14 protein-coding genes and 1 riboswitch are annotated in these 14,956 nt (G+C 53.9%); of the genes, 4 read left to right on the top strand and 10 right to left on the bottom strand.

The annotated features are described in order from the left end of the window. Positions 1-24 precede the first annotated feature (24 nt). The 9 genes from LDN12_RS17505 to LDN12_RS17465 form a co-directional block, all read right to left on the bottom strand. The gene (locus LDN12_RS17505) at positions 25-1,128 is read right to left on the bottom strand and encodes an acyltransferase (protein WP_223923934.1); all 1,104 of its coding nucleotides are present in this window, start codon (positions 1,126-1,128) and stop codon (positions 25-27) included. Positions 1,129-1,316: 188 nt separating this feature from the next. Continuing rightward, a complete protein-coding gene (locus tag LDN12_RS17500; RefSeq protein ID WP_374045096.1) occupies positions 1,317-1,739 on the bottom strand; it encodes a DUF1499 domain-containing protein in 423 nt (140 codons plus the stop codon). Between the two features lie 186 nt (positions 1,740-1,925). Continuing rightward, positions 1,926-3,677: a DUF262 domain-containing protein gene (locus LDN12_RS17495; RefSeq protein WP_223923932.1), complete on the bottom strand. Its 1,752-nt coding sequence runs from the start codon at positions 3,675-3,677 to the stop codon at positions 1,926-1,928. A 222-nt stretch (positions 3,678-3,899) separates the two neighbouring features. Beyond that, positions 3,900-4,532 carry a hypothetical protein gene (locus LDN12_RS17490; RefSeq protein ID WP_223923931.1) on the bottom strand — a complete coding sequence of 211 codons (633 nt, stop codon included), beginning with the start codon at positions 4,530-4,532 and terminating at the stop codon, positions 3,900-3,902. 483 nt (positions 4,533-5,015) lie between these two features. Further along, positions 5,016-5,094, bottom strand: a riboswitch (cyclic di-GMP riboswitch). A 424-nt stretch (positions 5,095-5,518) separates the two neighbouring features. Then, entirely contained in the window at positions 5,519-6,061 is a 543-nt protein-coding gene (locus tag LDN12_RS17485; RefSeq protein WP_223923930.1) for a glycine zipper 2TM domain-containing protein, read from the bottom strand. A 305-nt stretch (positions 6,062-6,366) separates the two neighbouring features. Next, positions 6,367-7,284, bottom strand: a complete 918-nt coding sequence (locus LDN12_RS17480; protein ID WP_223924103.1) for a hypothetical protein — start codon at positions 7,282-7,284, stop codon at positions 6,367-6,369. A 485-nt stretch (positions 7,285-7,769) separates the two neighbouring features. Next, positions 7,770-8,300 (bottom strand): hypothetical protein, encoded by a 531-nt coding sequence (locus tag LDN12_RS17475; protein ID WP_223923929.1) that lies wholly within the window; start codon positions 8,298-8,300, stop codon positions 7,770-7,772. After that, complete coding sequence (locus tag LDN12_RS17470) at positions 8,273-8,689, bottom strand: hypothetical protein (protein ID WP_223923928.1); 417 nt, start codon at positions 8,687-8,689, stop codon at positions 8,273-8,275. The genes LDN12_RS17475 and LDN12_RS17470 overlap by 28 nt, the downstream gene beginning before the upstream one ends. A 67-nt stretch (positions 8,690-8,756) precedes the next feature. Beyond that, entirely contained in the window at positions 8,757-9,023 is a 267-nt protein-coding gene (locus LDN12_RS17465) for a hypothetical protein (protein ID WP_223923927.1), read from the bottom strand. A gap of 251 nt (positions 9,024-9,274) precedes the next feature. Between LDN12_RS17465 and LDN12_RS17460 the strand changes: the two genes are divergently transcribed. The 4 genes from LDN12_RS17460 (at position 9,275) to LDN12_RS17445 (ending at position 12,512) form a co-directional block, all read left to right on the top strand. After that, a complete protein-coding gene (locus LDN12_RS17460; protein ID WP_223923926.1) occupies positions 9,275-9,964 on the top strand; it encodes a phosphatase PAP2 family protein in 690 nt (229 codons plus the stop codon). 150 nt (positions 9,965-10,114) lie between these two features. Next, the gene (locus LDN12_RS17455) at positions 10,115-11,320 is read left to right on the top strand and encodes an aldo/keto reductase (protein ID WP_223923925.1); all 1,206 of its coding nucleotides are present in this window, start codon (positions 10,115-10,117) and stop codon (positions 11,318-11,320) included. A 271-nt stretch (positions 11,321-11,591) separates the two neighbouring features. Continuing rightward, positions 11,592-11,732, top strand: a complete 141-nt coding sequence (locus LDN12_RS17450) for a hypothetical protein (RefSeq protein ID WP_223923924.1) — start codon at positions 11,592-11,594, stop codon at positions 11,730-11,732. A gap of 339 nt (positions 11,733-12,071) precedes the next feature. Next, entirely contained in the window at positions 12,072-12,512 is a 441-nt protein-coding gene (locus LDN12_RS17445; RefSeq protein WP_223923923.1) for a MarR family winged helix-turn-helix transcriptional regulator, read from the top strand. 793 nt (positions 12,513-13,305) lie between these two features. Here the strand turns inward: LDN12_RS17445 and LDN12_RS17440 are convergent. Continuing rightward, the gene (locus tag LDN12_RS17440) at positions 13,306-14,775 is read right to left on the bottom strand and encodes an ELWxxDGT repeat protein (protein ID WP_223923922.1); all 1,470 of its coding nucleotides are present in this window, start codon (positions 14,773-14,775) and stop codon (positions 13,306-13,308) included. Positions 14,776-14,956: the final 181 nt, after the last annotated feature.

Below are 14,956 nucleotides of genomic sequence, written 5' to 3'. Positions count from 1 at the left end.
TAAATCCCATTAGTCCCATATACTTCAATCAGGCGAAAGCTCCTTCTTTTCGGCTGCGGCCGATGCGACAAACCTTTTTTTCAGCGACAGAAACGGCATCTCCACGGCATAATAGGACAGGGCCGCCGTAGCGAAGGACAAGCCGATGTCGGCGGCATAGACCCTCCACCCCCAAATAAAACCCATGTGTACTTTTCCAATCAACTTGATGATCGGGTAATGCCACAGATAAAGGCTGTAGGACAGCTTTCCGGTCCACTTCAAAAATGACTGATCGAGCACGGCGTTTGAAAGGGTATTCCTTTGCAGATAAACCGCGGGCATCAGGATCGCGAGGGTGCAAACGCCGACCAGGGTGAAGCCCAGGGACAGCATCCCGGGCTGCTCTTCGCGCCCGAAAAAAACGATGAAAAAAAGCCCGAGCCAGCCAAAGTAAGCGCTCCATTTGAGAAAACCGTCTCCCGGCGTTTGAAAGAGCTTGCAGAAGACCGCTGCCAGGCTGCCCAAAAGAAGGTTGTCGATTCTGGTGTCGCTGCCGAAATAGACCCTGAACACGCCGGCCTGATGCATGACGAGATAACATCTTGAACCGATTGACAGACCGAGCAGGAGTAATACGGCAATAAGCACAAACGATCGACGCTTGACGGTGTTCAGCAGAAGCAGGAGCAAAAGCGGCCAAAAGAGGTAATACTGCTCCTCTATGGAGAGCGACCACAAGTGCCCCGCATTTATGTGCAATTTATCTATGAACAGGTTATGGTTGAAGGCCAGGAAAAGATTCAGGCAATAGGTCAGCGCGGCTAATAATTCGGAAATGTGTTGAAAAGGCTTCTGAAAGACGAAATCCAGAATTACATAGAACAACAGGACAAAACACAAGGCGGGAAATAATCTGATGATTCTCCGCATATAAAACTTTTTCAGCTTTATCGAGCCGTAATTTTCATTTTCCGCGAGCAGCATCGAAGTTATGAGGAAACCGCTCAAGGCGAAGAAAACGTCGACGCCGATGAATCCGCCTTTGAACTGAAGAAACCCGCAGTGATAAAAAAGCACCAGGAGGATGGCGACGCCCCGCAGGCCATCAAGACGGGGACAATAATTATCGTGAGCTTTTGCCGTCATACCGGCTCCACACGATGCCATGGCTGGCTTGCCATTTAAAGGCCGATAAAAGGATATCCGTTTATGGAGCGCTCGGCGACGTAGTTGTTGCCCCTTATTTTTTCCCCAAATATACCATATCTGTTTTATGATTTCATAGCTAAATTAGTGTGTTGTCTCTCAATGACCCCAAACCAGCCCCAGCCCCCCTACTTGTCCGCCGCTGCCGCGAACTCGCGGCGAATCTCCTCCATGCGGCTGCGGTTCTTGCCCAGGTCCGAATACCCCAGGCGCGAGGCCGAGCGGACCTGGATCGCCCGTGCATCCCGGTCCAGCAGAAATTCCCCGTCGTCCACAAACAGGGTGGTGTGCAACTCGGCCCGAAGATAGCCGGGCTGCTCCTCGATGATATTCGTGTCGCTGCGGTGGGAGAGAACCCGCTTCAACCGGGCAAAGGCCGCGTCGGCATCGCCGGTGAAGGTCAACGGCGCGATCCGGTGCCGTTCATCGGCCGCCTGGCTGGAAACGCAATTGGGGGACGACGGGCACGCGGACAACCGGTTGTCGTGCACGCCCAGGTTGGTCGGGCGCTCACCCGCGCAAGCGGTAAGGAGGGTGGATAGTATGCCCATGAGTATGGCCTTTGCGAAGTGGTGTGGCATTGGTTGGGTTCCTGTTGGTGCGCGTGTGGGTTGGGGGAGTGCCGGGAGGGGGCGGACGGCATTAAGGATGACCCCCGGAATTATCTGGGTGGATCGATAGGCAGCCTGTTTCCTTATTAGTTCCCTGGTTGAGACGTAACCACTGTTTGGCTTCTCCTAAGCGAGTTGAAGTAGCAAGCCTTTGAGAAGCTCCTTTCTGGCGTAGATGAATTCTTTGAATTGAGAAACTTCAAGCAGCTCAGGTATCAAATGCCTCACACAGAACTCTTTCTGAGTAAGGTTTTTTTTCTTGGACTCGCCCAATACCCACGTCTTAAGGTCGATATCTTGTTTTGACATATTTTCATTGCTGTCTAGTAATTGTAGGTTAGCTATACCATTGTAATTGTTACGGTCCAAGTAAAACTCAAAATCAACATCACCTATTCCAAGTTTGGTTAATTTTCTCTTCATAAACATAGATTCTGGGAATATGTGGTCTTTGTGAAAGTCTCCATTCCTATAGTCTAGGTGAGGGTAAAGTACTGCAAGTATTGAGAAACATAGAGAATCATCTTTTTGAATTTGTAATAGCTTATCGATATAATCTTCATCAAATGTCATGTCTTTTGTAGTGCCACGCAATTCCTTGACAATCAAGTCATGAGGAAACTCCTGAATTGACAGCTTAATTTTTTCTATACCTATATCGTCAGTAAAAACATTTCTTATCTTTGATAGTATGGCGTCTGCTTGTCCGCCGAAAGTTCTCTTTATTAAAACAACATGGAGCCACTTCTTAATGACATTCCTGTCTGCCTCATAACATTTTTTTCTGTGAAAATCAGTGTAAATGTTCTTGTGATAAAGATAGTATATAATAGGAATAATAGCGTTTTTAGATGTCAGTGTGGTTTCTGTAAATCCGAATGATTTAATCAAATCAAATACACTATGAAATGAACACTTAATATTATCCCATTTTTCTTCAAAATCTTGAGCGTTGCCCTTAGAGAAATTTGTCACTTTAAATCTAATGTCGTTACTATAAAGAACGAGGAAAGTCTTTAATATTAAATCTTTGTTAATAAAGAAACCTTTGTCTCTAATTTCATCTACCAATAAATTCAGTTCTTTGCGAGCATCTTTCTTTGACCAATTTGCTATAGCAATAGACATAAGCAAGTCGGAAAAATTAAGAGGCTCTCCCCCGCTATTAATCCTAATAAAAATATTAAGAGCTTTATCTATATTTTGTTCTTTTTCGAGAAAATAGTTAATCATTCTATCAGTATGTATTGATTCTTGCAACCTAGACAGGGTCTCATAGCTAAATTCATTATCCTTATAACTATTTTCATCTAAATACTTATTAAATTCAAAAAGGCTTTTGAGGTTTAATATATCACCAACCTTAAACCACTTTCTTTTATCTTGACTATATTCGTCTCTGGTTAGAAATTTAAAATCATACACTCTACCATCTTCTTCATCATTTAAAGGCGTTAGTATGTTGAGATAAAGGAGCCTTGTGGGAATGCTGTATTCATCATTATTCCACCAAAGCCGTGGCATCTTGTAGGCATAACTCCCCTTCAGGCCAATATATATTGATGCAAGTCTTTGCTGCCCATCAAGGACCGCCATGAAATCGTTAACACCGTTAGTGCTAAATTCAGCATTATGTGTCTGATATCTCTCTCGGTAGTTATTGAGGAAGCTATAAAACTTATACTGACTTTTTGTCTCTCCTTCAACTTTCCAAAACAAGAAAGAACTAATTGGGTAGTGACGCATTATAGAGTCAAACAACCACTCAATCTGTGAATTTGACCAAACAAATTCTCTTTGAATTGCAGGCAAGAGAAGCCTATTATACTCAACATCCTCTATAGCATTGGCAATTGTAATTGGTGTTTGGAATGACATTTTTGATCCTTTAAAATGAATTACCCGGAACATCAATATGGGGACAGGCTACTTATTGCCATTTGAAACCTCTTGCTATCCTCGGCATGTTGACACCTCAATAAGTAGCCTGTCCCCATATTGGTCGCGTGCTTTCAGATTGAGGCGAAGAAATATGGGCCTGACTTTCAAGCAAGCTAGACCCATTTCAAAACCAATATATTCGCAGTTCAACAAAAGATATCAACTTCTATTATACTTAGCAAATTCAGCCATCCAGTAGCTTCTTCTAATCGCGTTAGAAACCGCTAGGACCCCCTCATCTGATGGTCCAAATTGTATTGCAAATTGGTGAATGTATTCTTTAGCCTTTGGTGAATCGCCAGATATATAGTCAGAGAAAAACTTCTCATACGTCCTAAGGTCTTCTGATTTGCCCGTTGCTACCGCTGCAATTCCCTTGACGGCAACCCCAGCTGCCATACTAAATAACTTACCACCTATTCCCTTCTCTTCCCAGGCAGCTTGTTTCCTGTCCGCCTTTGCATCTATTTTCTCATTAAATCTATCCACAAATTTACTAAATTCAACTTGATCTTTCCTTCCAAGCTCAATGTTAGCGGCTCTTAGATTTTCAGGAATACCTAGCCGTTCTTCTTCTAAATGGTAACTCAACATGAAACTACCCAATATTTCAATTACAGGAAAATCGTGAGCTTGATACTGTAAACATTCATTGTCTTTAGCAATAGTCTTGTATATTTCTTTATATTCACTATCTTCCTTAACCAATTTATTTGCCTTTGCGAAACTATCGTCAGTAATACGTATGTGGTGTCGACCTCCAGGTTCATATGCCTTCGAAAAAAATCCCATTGCATCCTCCTTGTGGATTATGCTGCTTCTACTGTAAAGGTGCCATCCATAGCAAAAATGGTGGTTTAGAACCAAACTCTTATTTTGCCTTAGTACCTTTAATTGGTGAACCGCATTTCTTACAGGATGTTGTTTTGAACGGATCGACCCAATTCTCAGTCTTGCAACTACCGCATTTGATTTTTTCCTCGGCCATTGTTCTTCCTCCTAAGTTAGTTTTGCGGCTTATTTGCCGGTGCTGCCTGAACATCAATAAGGAGACAGGTTAATTATTGTCTGAAAACTCTTGATATCCTCGGCATGGTGGCCCCTAATAAGTAGCCTGTCCCCTTATTGGTTCCTCGCGCTATTTTTTCCCCTTCCGAACCGGGTACTTCCGGGGATACGAAAGCTTCGTCAGTACACTTCGCTTCAAAATTGCAAATTGAAGTGATGCTTATTGGGGCTGAACGCAAAATGGCCGAACTACAAGAAGAAATCTCCTTCGGCAGTTCGGCCATCTTCATAGCGAAGACCCGTAGCTTTCCGCCCCCTCCTCACGGAGAGTTAGGCTTTATCGGGAATACGGATATGTCCAGCTTGAGGCTTGTTACTTTCTCCTTTTCCATGACACTGGTTTTTACAACGCAGAGAGGTAGAGGCCTATAAAATTTAAGTATTTTAGCGTTACCCGCTTAATCCTCTATATGATGTAAATACAAAAATCAATCGAAAAATCAATATGTTAAAATAATTAACACTTTTTTAAAAATGTTAAAAAAATTAACATAAAAAGACCATTCCGGCCTCTTTTACCCGAACCCACCGTTATCACACAAAAAATAACCCCCGGAACTTTTCCGGAGGCCTCTGTTTGTATCTTTTTGACGCAATCATACACTTAGGGGTGCATTGCATGCGCCCCGTATCGGCCCCTCTTCCTGGGGAGCTATGGGACTACCGCACCCCTGGGAATTCCGGGACAGCCATCTTCCCGGATGCACCCGTCACTGGGTCGTTACCGGCGGAGCAGCGACCACCTGCCCGTTCTCCACCGGCAGCGTGGCGCCCGGCCGGTAGGCCAGCCTTACCACGTCTTCCTTGCCCTTGAGGCGATAGGTGACGTCATAGCCCACCACCTGCATCGTCTTGTCGTAGACCGTCTTGCAGATGCGTTTCGTGGCGGTGACTATATCGTTTCTCTGCATGCCGCCCTGCACCTGGTTGCCCACATAGGCTCCGCCGGCGGCCCCGGCAATCGTGGCCACGGCATTGCCCGCGCCCCTGCCGATCTGGTTACCCAGCAGGCCGCCCGCCAGGCCGCCGATCACCGTCCCGGCGATCCGGTTGGGGTCGGAGGTCGGCGCACGCCGTTGTACCTGCACATCCCGGCATTCCCGGCGCGGGGTTTCGACCGTCCTGGTGATCTCCTTCACTGCGACGACATCCGCAGACGTGGGGTGCATTGTCTTGTAGCCTGCCACTCCGGCAACCGCAAGCGCCACCGTCGCTATACCGACCATGACGCCCTTGATAATGGACTGGTTCATGGCGTTCTCCTTTTTTGTTTTTGCTTGATAAGTATAGTATACGCCAAATCGGGGGATAGGGGTACCGGGGGGCTGGGCTTTATGGGACTAATAGGAATAATGGGACTTATGGGAAACCAGGAGGGGGGATGAGCTTTATGGGACCAATGGGACCTATAGGACCAATAGGACCTATGGGAAACCATGAGGGGGGATGAGCTTTCCCATGAGTCCTATAATTCCTATAAGTCCCATTTTCCTATTTTTCCTATAATCCCCATCAATCCCACAAAAAAAAGCCCCGGTCGCCGGGGCTTTTCTGGTTGTTATCTCCGATATACGGGGCGGTGGAAGCGCCCCTGGTAGCGGGTGCCGTACCGGCGCCACTGGCCGTACTCGTAGTTGCGGTAGTGGCGGATATAGCCGATGCGGTACTGGAGCAGCGGCCGGGGGTAGTAGGCGCGGGTTGCATAGGTCCACGGGCCGTTGTAGTAGGGGCCGCGATACCAGTTGCCGCCGTACCAGTAGAAATACTCCGAGCCGGTGTAGACCAGGTCGTAGGGGACGCCCACGGCGACGTACATGCCGATCTGGGGCGAGTAGACGAATTGGGGGGCCTGCTCGATATACACCGGCGGCGGGGCGGCGTATTGCGTGGCAGGGGGTGCGACCTCGGGCGGCGCGGGCGGCGGGGTGTCTTCCGGCGGGGCCACGGCGTCGTCGGGCACGTCGTAAGCCTGATCGGCTGCGACCGGCGGGGTTGGGGGCGGCGGCGGGACGGCGGCGGGTTTGGTCTGTGCGACCATGGGATGGTAGCCGGGCACCTGGTTGCCGTAGCTGTACATGCACTGCATGTAGGCGTTGTCGTAGCGGCGCTGGACCTCGCGGCTGCTTTCCTGCGCCGCGCCGGAGCCGATGGCCGAGCCGAAGAGCAGGCCGGTGGCGGCGCCCACGGCGGCACCCGCGCCCACATGGCCGGAGGCGGAGCCGATGGCCGCGCCCAGCCCGGTGCCCACGGCGGTGCCGGCAATGGCCCCGGTGGCCAGGTCCTTATCGTAGGTGTCCTGGGTGGAGTTGCCGGTCTGCCGTTCGGCCCACTGGCGGCAGGCCGCGTCCTCCTTCATAAAGGTTTCGAACGGCTTGCCCTGGGCGGGCAGGACATTGACGCTGGGACCGGCGGGGAGCGTGGCGCACGCGCTCAGCGCCAGGATGGAGAGCAATGAGGTAAGTTTTGAGTATTTCATGGTTTTAACCCCTTTCCGGCTGATAATCTACCGCAATCGGGGGGGCTTCTCAACAAAAAAACTGTGGAAAGAATGGGGGGGAGGAGGGAGGATAATGGGAGTTATAGGACTTATGGGAAATCATGGGACTTATGGGACCTATGGGACTTATGGGAAACCAGGAAGGGGGATGAGCTTTCCTATAAGTCCTATTGGTCCTATTTGTCCTATTGGGAAACCATGGGATCTATGGAAAACCATGGGACCTATAGGACCTATGGGACAAATGGGAAATCAGAGGGTTTATGAGCTTTCCCATGAGTCCTATTTGTCCCATAAGTCCCATAGCCTATAACTCCCATGGTTTTCCCCATAACCTATAACTCCCATGATTTTCCCCATAACCTATAACTCCCATGATTTTCCCCATAACCTATAACTCCCATGATTTTCCCCATAACCTATAACTCCCATGATTTTCCCCATAACCTATAACTCCCATGGTTTTACCCCTTCCCCCGGTACTCCTCCAGGGGGGCCAGCAGTTGCTGCAACACCTCCCCCTGGATGGTCCCGTGGGCCAGCAGGGCTTGGGCCACCTGCTCCACCACCACCCAGATGCCGTCGTCGGCCATCCATTCCCCCAGCTTGCGCATGACGTTCAGGCTGACGATCCCTACCCTGGCCTCGTCCTGGAGGGCGTCCCAGGCCTGTTCCTGCCATTCGGCCAGGTCGCTGAGGGCCACCACGGGGTCGTCGGCCGGTTCGTCCTGGGCCAGGTAGCGTTCTTCGGCGGCGATGCCCGCCAGGGTGACCAGCCCGAATTCGTAGAGCCCCAGGAAGGTCTCCCGGTCCAGCAGGGCCTGGCCCTGGGCGGGCAGCCCGTGGCGGCTCCGGGCCGGTTCGGCGTCGATGGAGACGCTGGCCACGGTAAAGCGGCGCCGTCCCACGAGGGTTTGCGCGACGGCATGGCCGGCCTGGTGGATGGCGATCCGCTGCGGTTCGGGGATCACGGCGCGGCGGTCCGGGTGACGCACGGGCAGTTCCTGGGGTCCCGTTCGCCGACACTGTCCAGGGCGAGGCCGATCCAGTTGTGCACCTGTTCCACCTCGAACCCGGCCAGCCGTTCGTCGCCTACCTGCATGAGGGGCCGCACGATGTACAGCGGTTCGGCCACCATGAGGGCGAGCGCCTCCTGCCGGCTGAAATCGCCGGGGACGACCTCCCCGGATTTGACCTTTGGGTGGGCCGGGTTGAACCATTCCCCCACGGGACGCTCCCCGAAGAAGAGCGCCAGGGTGTCCGCGCTCCACGGTTCGGTGAGCAGGTCGCGCACCTCCAGCTCGTGCCCGGAGGCGAGGAGGATCTCTTTTTGCCGGGCGTTTCCCTGGCAGCCCGTTTTTTCCCAGAATGTGATTGCGGCCATGGGCCCTCCTTGGTTGGGTGCGCGGTCCGGCGACCCGTCGGCGACGCCGGGACCGCGCCGTCCTGCCTTATTTCCGCTTGCGTCCGGCCTCTTCCTGCTCGCTGTAGGTGCGTACCGACTCCACCTTGTTCCAATCGACGTAGGTGTTGATCGCCTCGCCCTGCCCTTCCTCTTCGGAGATGCGCACGTATTCCTCCCCCAGGAACAGGGTGGCCTCGGAATAGATCTTCCCTTCGTTGATCTGGACCCTGATCCCCTTGCGCAGTTTGCGCGACAGGCTGCCGTGCACCGGCATCGATGCATACTCGAATACTTTTTCCCACACTGCTTTCATACGCTTCCTCCTTTTCCGGGTAGGCCGGCCGGCGGCAAAAAAAAATGCCCGGCCACCGGGTGAGGGTGTGCCGAGCATCGTTGCGTGGCCGACGGGTGTCGTTATGGTGGTTGGATTATACACGGGAAGGGGGGGCTTTGCAAGAAGCGGGGGATGTTTCCCGCATTCCGCCGGGAAATCCGAGGGCAACTTGCAAAGGACGGCGAACAACCGTATAGTACCGTAGTACCACCGTAACATCGTACCGTAACATGAACCGGCCAAAGGGGACGCCTATTCCAGCTCAGAAGGTGCCGCACACATCCGCCCGAAAACGCCCCGGCTACGAAGCCGCCCTCCTGGCGGGCCTGGTCCCCGCGGCCCTGGCGACCTGGCTCTGCGTGGCCCGCCTGGACATCCCCGTCGCCCGCTTCGTCTGGCGCGCGCTCTACGCAAACAAGGCCTGGGCGCACTACACCTCGACCCTCCCCGACGCCCTGCTCCTCCTGGTGGCCTGCGTCTCGGCCGCCTCCTACGCCCTGTTCCGCCAGCGAATTTCCCGCCACGGCATCGACGCCGCCGCGCTCAGTTACAAGATGCTCGCCATCGCCGCCCCCGCGGCCTTTGCGGCAAAAGCGCTCCTGAAACCGGTCTTCGGCAGGATCAACACCAGGGAATGGCTCATGGCCCCGCAGGAGTACGGGTTCCAGTGGTTCGGGGCGGATGGGCGGCATTCCGGCTTCCCCTCCGGGCACATGGTGGTCGTCACCGCCATGGCGGCGGTGGTGTGGCGCTTCCATCCGCGCTGTCGCCCGGCATGCCTGGCGCTGCTGTTGCTCCTGGCGCTGGCCCTGATCGCGACCGATTACCATTTTCTGAGCGACGTGATCGCCGGGGCGTATGCGGGACTGGTGGTGGAGGCGGTCACCTGGCGCACGGCGGGCCGGGGTCCCGCACCATAAGCGCGGACGCCTGACGCCTTTCCCCTCGCGGAATCCCGGAGAAACAGGCAAGTTATCGGCAGGAACAGGTATTGAATTTTCGGCCCGTTGCAGCCTACTATGACGGCAAACCATGACGTGCGACGCGCGGGACGCAAAGGAGAGATAGCCATGCAATACAGAACCATGCCGAAGAATGGGGATAAGCTTTCCGTGCTGGGATTCGGGTGCATGCGCCTCCCCATGAAGGACGGCCGGATCGACGAGGCGCGGGCGATTGCCCAGATCCGCCATGCCATCGACAACGGCGTGAACTACATGGACACGGCGTGGCCCTATCACGGGGGCGAGAGCGAGATCCTGCTGGGGAAGGCCCTGAAGGACGGTTACCGGGACCGGGTGAAGGTGGCGACCAAACTCCCCTCGTGGATGATCAGGAGCCGCGCCGACATGGACCGGTACCTGGCGGCCCAACTGGAAAAACTGGGCACCGACCGCATCGACTACTACCTCGTCCATAGCCTGGACGGCCCCCAGTGGGACACCATGGCGAGCCTGGGCGTCGCGGACTTTCTGGACCGGGCCCGGGCGGACGGGCGGATCGTCAACGCCGGTTTTTCCTTCCACGGGCTGGGGCCGGATTTCAGCCGGATCGTGGATGCCTACCCCTGGGTGTTTTGCCAGATCCAGTACAATTTCCTGGACCGGGAATTCCAGGCCGGTGCCGCCGGAATGCGCTACGCCGCCGCCAGAGGTCTGGGGGTGATCGCCATGGAACCGCTGCGCGGAGGGAACCTGGGCCTACCCACTCCGCCGCCCGCCGTGGCCGGGATCTGGAGCGAGGCCGCCGTCCGGCGCACCCCCGTGGAATGGGCGCTGCGCTGGGTGTGGAACCACCCGGAGGTCACGCTGCTGCTCTCCGGCATGAACGAGGAGCGCCACATCGAGGAGAACCTGGCCATCGCCGATTCTGCCGAAAGCGGGGCCTTGACCGGGGAGGAATTGTCCCTGGTGGACCGGGTCAGCCGGAAATATCAGGAGCTGATGAAGGTCGGCTGCACCGGTTGCGGGTACTGCATGCCCTGCCCCGCGGGCGTGGATATCCCCGGCTGTTTCGATGTCTACAACAAGATGCATATGTTCGGCAACGAGATGGAGGCAAAGTTCATCTATGCCCTGCGGATGAGCGACGAACTGCTCAGCGCCAAACCGGGGTACGCCTCCCTGTGCACGGCCTGCGGCGCCTGCCTGGACAAATGCCCCCAGCAGATCCCGATCCCGGACCTTTTGACCGACGTCGCTGCCGAGATGGAAGGGCCGTCACTGAAGGAACTCGTGGCCGCCGGCAAAGAAAAATTCAGGATCGAGGCCGACTAAGCCGCCGGCCACGGTGCCCGCCTTGAGCGCCCAGGCCAAATAACCTATTGAAAAGTATCATAAAAAAAGATCACCCCGCACGAGCAAAGGGGGTGATCTTTTTTATTCTACGTTCATGTAAAATAAACTTGACTATAGTACGTAAGCGTACTATAGTTGTAAACAGGATGAGGGAATGACTGGCGGTGCATGCAGCCCCACGCAAGGTTCATTCCTGGGAAATTTGCCACCAAGGGTACGACAAACTAATATTCCAAAAGGAGAAAAAGTTATGAAAAAGCAATCGACAATTATGGTCATGGTGTGTTTCCTGGTAACCGTTCTGTGCACGTTGGCCTACGGATGGAGCGAGAGGACCGATACCTCCGTCACCGATGTAAAGAACTATGATGCAATGTTTTACATCTATTAACCCGACAAACCCGAGCCCTGTCACACAACACGCAAAGCCTGCACCTCCCGCAGCACAATAAAGGCCTCTTGACGGTCAACACCGTCGAGAGGCCTTTATTTATGGACCGGCAAAGCCGAGATCCATCAAAAACGGCATGCCGCAACCGCTGCCCGGAAACAACGTATACGGTCGAGACCTAATGCTGCCGATTCAGCCGGCGTGCAGGTTTCACCGCCAGATCGAGAACTTTCCAGAATCCCCCCGTAAGCGTACCGGCCAAAAGGCGCTTGATTTTATTACGTCTACAAACTATACCTAATGATATTGTTTGTGGACGTATGTTACGAGGGGGTAACAATGCTAACTGCCGATGACGCTTTGGGGTTTGTTATAAACGCAGTCGCCAGAAAATTCAGCCAATTGTTCAACATACGGTTCAAGGCTTTCGACATTACGGCAGAGCAGTGGTCCATCCTGAGCAAACTGGTCGAGCACAATGGGATAACACAGCGGGAACTTGCCTCTATTACCGAAAAAGACGCCAATAATATTACAAAACTGTTAGACCGGCTGGAGAAAAAGGGGTGGGTGAGAAGGGTCGACCACCCACTGGACCGCCGCTCATATGCCTTGCATGTCACGGAAGAGGGAGAGCAATTGGCGGCCAAGCTCAAGCCGCTGGATCAGAAATTCGCCATGGAGTTGCTGACTACCTTAACGGTGGATGAAGTCGAACACTTCCAGAAAACCCTCCGCAAAATAAATCTCGTCCTGAGCGACAAAATTTCAAAGCCGTAGATACATAGTGTTCCCCAAGCGTCGTGACGCCTGGAGATTACCCACCCGCAAGATTTATCACTCAGGGCATTGGCCCGCCGCCACCGCTACTCCTCCGATCTCAAAGCCATCACTGTCCAGAGGTCTACCGATCCCGGCCTCCCTACCCGGATTCCGCTCTTTTTCGCACATCGGGCAGCTAAAATACGTCGCCGGGAGATTCATGCCGCAACACGTCCATGAAGCGGAATGGGAAAGGATTTCGGCGCCGTCCCACGGATAGGGGTCCCTCGTGTAGTTGTGACCAATCTTTTTTATCATGGCGTTCCTCTCAGGCAAAGATGTGCGCAGGAATGGAATCCCTTATGAACAGCCTCCGGTACAGCGACGCCAGGGTCGTGTCCGTCTTGGCCTGGCCGTAAAGGTGCGGCCGTGGGCTCGTTAAAGCAATGATGAATATATGTATCAAATAGTTACCCAAACGGCTGTTACATTTTGGTGAATATTCCGTGTCGTTTTCGGATCGGCGAGGGGATGGAACAAAAGCGAGATGTGGGACGCCACCGGCACGGTCCCGCTTGAAAGGGAGGAGATCGGTTGGAAGGTCAGAAATCCGGTGGCGGCGCCCGAGCTGTCCCCATTCATGCATGATGACGTAGGCCCGGGGCCTCCCTGCCCCCTCCGTATCAGCCATACAAAAAGCCCCCGGCGGACCCGAGGGCTTTTTGTATGACGTTCTTCTCCGGGAAAACGGCGCCCGAAGCACATTCCTCCTGCCTATACACGGTACGTACAGACAGGAGGGCTTTTGCTATTATTTGATGTTGGGCGAGGCGATGCCGTCACCCGTTCCAGGGTTCAGGTCCGTCAACAGCTTTGTCCCGCTTGCCGTGCCGTCGGTGCTCCATATCTCCAGGCCATGAGCGGCGTCATAAGCCCCGAGCAGGAAGGTCTTGAAGTCCCCGTGCAGGCAGGCCGACCCGGTCATGCTGGCAAAATACTGGAGTGACGCAGCATGTGAACCACTTGATCCCGAAAATATGTCCGCCACCATGACGGTGCCGGCTGTGGTGCCGTCTGTAACCCACAGCTCAGCGCCATTGGTGCTGTCTTCGGCAGAGAAATAGAGTTTGCCGTTGTAGACCGTAAATCCCGAGGGATAGGAACTGCTGCCCGCAGCCGGGTTGATGTCCGCCACCATGGCGGTGCCGGCTGCGGTGCCGTCCGTAGCCCATAGTTCAGCGCCATTGGTGCCGTCGTCGGCAGAGAAATAGAGCTTGCCGTTGAAGACCGTAAATCCCGAGGGATAGGAACTGCTGCCCGCAGTTGGCTTGATGTCCGCCACCATGACAGTGCCGACCGTGGTGCCGTCCGTAGCCCACAGTTCGGTACCGTTGGTGCCGTCATCAGCCCGGAAATAGAGTTTGCCGTTGAAGACCGTAAATCCCGAGGGATAGGAATCGCTGCCCGCAGTCGGGTTGATGTCCGCCACCATGGCGGTGCCGGCCGTGGTGCCGTCCGTAACCCACAATTCGGTACCGTTGGTGCCGTCATCAGCCTGGAAATAGAGTTTGCCGTTGAAGGCCGCAAATCCCGAGGGATAGGAACCTTTGCCCGCGGCCGGGTTGATGTCCGCCACCATGGCGGTGCCGGCCGTGGTGCCGTCCGTGGCCCACAATTCGGTACCGTTGGTGCCGTCACCAGCACGGAAATAGAGCTTGCCGTTGAAGACCGTAAATCCTGTGGGATAGGAACTGCTGCCCGCGGTCGGGTTGATGTCCGCCACCATGGCGGTGCCTGCCGTGGTGCCGTCCGTGGCCCACAATTCGGTACCGTTGGTGCCGTCGTCGGCAGCAAAATAGAGTTTGCCGTTGAATACCGCAAAACCTGAGAAATTGCTCGATTTGGAAGCCGTTGTAACCACCATGTCCGTGGTTTTGGTTATGGTGGTTGTATGAAAGGCCTTTACCTGGGTGGTCCCGGCCGAGGTACCGTCGGTAGCCCAGAGTCCATACGACGTATTATCGGTGGCAAAGAAATAAATTTTGCCGTTAAAGGCGGTAAAGCCGATAGGGCTGGAATCGCCGGTTCCCGGGTTGATGTCCTTGATCAGGGTTATGGCGCCGTCTCTCACCAGGTACGGTTCGGCACCGGTCGTACCGTCGGTCATGGCCACAACAGCAAAGGGGCCAGCCTGGGTCGTGGAGTCGTTCGCGCAGCCGGCCATGAGCAGATATGCCGCGACCAGTGCCCCGGTAAGGGCCAGATAATGTTTCTTGTACATTACAGTCATCCTCCTTTTTGTGTATCTTTCTCGGTTTTTTCGGATCGCTTCACCTTGGAAAGGCGTTGGGGATAATCCGTAGCTTGGACACTACAACAGAATGTGCAAAAAATATGTCCGTGGAGTTACGTTTTTTGTGTGGGGGGTTTCCCGGACACGGCGAGGGGGCGTTGAGGCGGAT

The sequence above is a fragment of the Geobacter sp. AOG2 genome (assembly GCF_019972295.1).
Classification (GTDB): Bacteria; Desulfobacterota; Desulfuromonadia; order Geobacterales; family Pseudopelobacteraceae; genus Oryzomonas.
The sequence above is the reverse complement of the archived record's forward strand: the minus strand, read 5'-3'. Positions and strand labels throughout refer to the sequence as shown.

Coding starts and splice junctions, on each gene's coding strand:
- LDN12_RS17505 (WP_223923934.1), bottom strand. CDS start 1,128: ATGACGGCAAAAGCTCACGATAATTATTGTCCCCGTCTTGATGGCCTG.
- LDN12_RS17500 (WP_374045096.1), bottom strand. CDS start 1,739: ATGGGCATACTATCCACCCTCCTTACCGCTTGCGCGGGTGAGCGCCCG.
- LDN12_RS17495 (WP_223923932.1), bottom strand. CDS start 3,677: ATGTCATTCCAAACACCAATTACAATTGCCAATGCTATAGAGGATGTT.
- LDN12_RS17490 (WP_223923931.1), bottom strand. CDS start 4,532: ATGGGATTTTTTTCGAAGGCATATGAACCTGGAGGTCGACACCACATA.
- LDN12_RS17485 (WP_223923930.1), bottom strand. CDS start 6,061: ATGAACCAGTCCATTATCAAGGGCGTCATGGTCGGTATAGCGACGGTG.
- LDN12_RS17480 (WP_223924103.1), bottom strand. CDS start 7,284: ATGAAATACTCAAAACTTACCTCATTGCTCTCCATCCTGGCGCTGAGC.
- LDN12_RS17470 (WP_223923928.1), bottom strand. CDS start 8,689: ATGGCCGCAATCACATTCTGGGAAAAAACGGGCTGCCAGGGAAACGCC.
- LDN12_RS17465 (WP_223923927.1), bottom strand. CDS start 9,023: ATGAAAGCAGTGTGGGAAAAAGTATTCGAGTATGCATCGATGCCGGTG.
- LDN12_RS17460 (WP_223923926.1), top strand. CDS start 9,275: ATGAACCGGCCAAAGGGGACGCCTATTCCAGCTCAGAAGGTGCCGCAC.
- LDN12_RS17455 (WP_223923925.1), top strand. CDS start 10,115: ATGCAATACAGAACCATGCCGAAGAATGGGGATAAGCTTTCCGTGCTG.
- LDN12_RS17450 (WP_223923924.1), top strand. CDS start 11,592: ATGAAAAAGCAATCGACAATTATGGTCATGGTGTGTTTCCTGGTAACC.
- LDN12_RS17445 (WP_223923923.1), top strand. CDS start 12,072: ATGCTAACTGCCGATGACGCTTTGGGGTTTGTTATAAACGCAGTCGCC.
- LDN12_RS17440 (WP_223923922.1), bottom strand. CDS start 14,775: ATGTACAAGAAACATTATCTGGCCCTTACCGGGGCACTGGTCGCGGCA.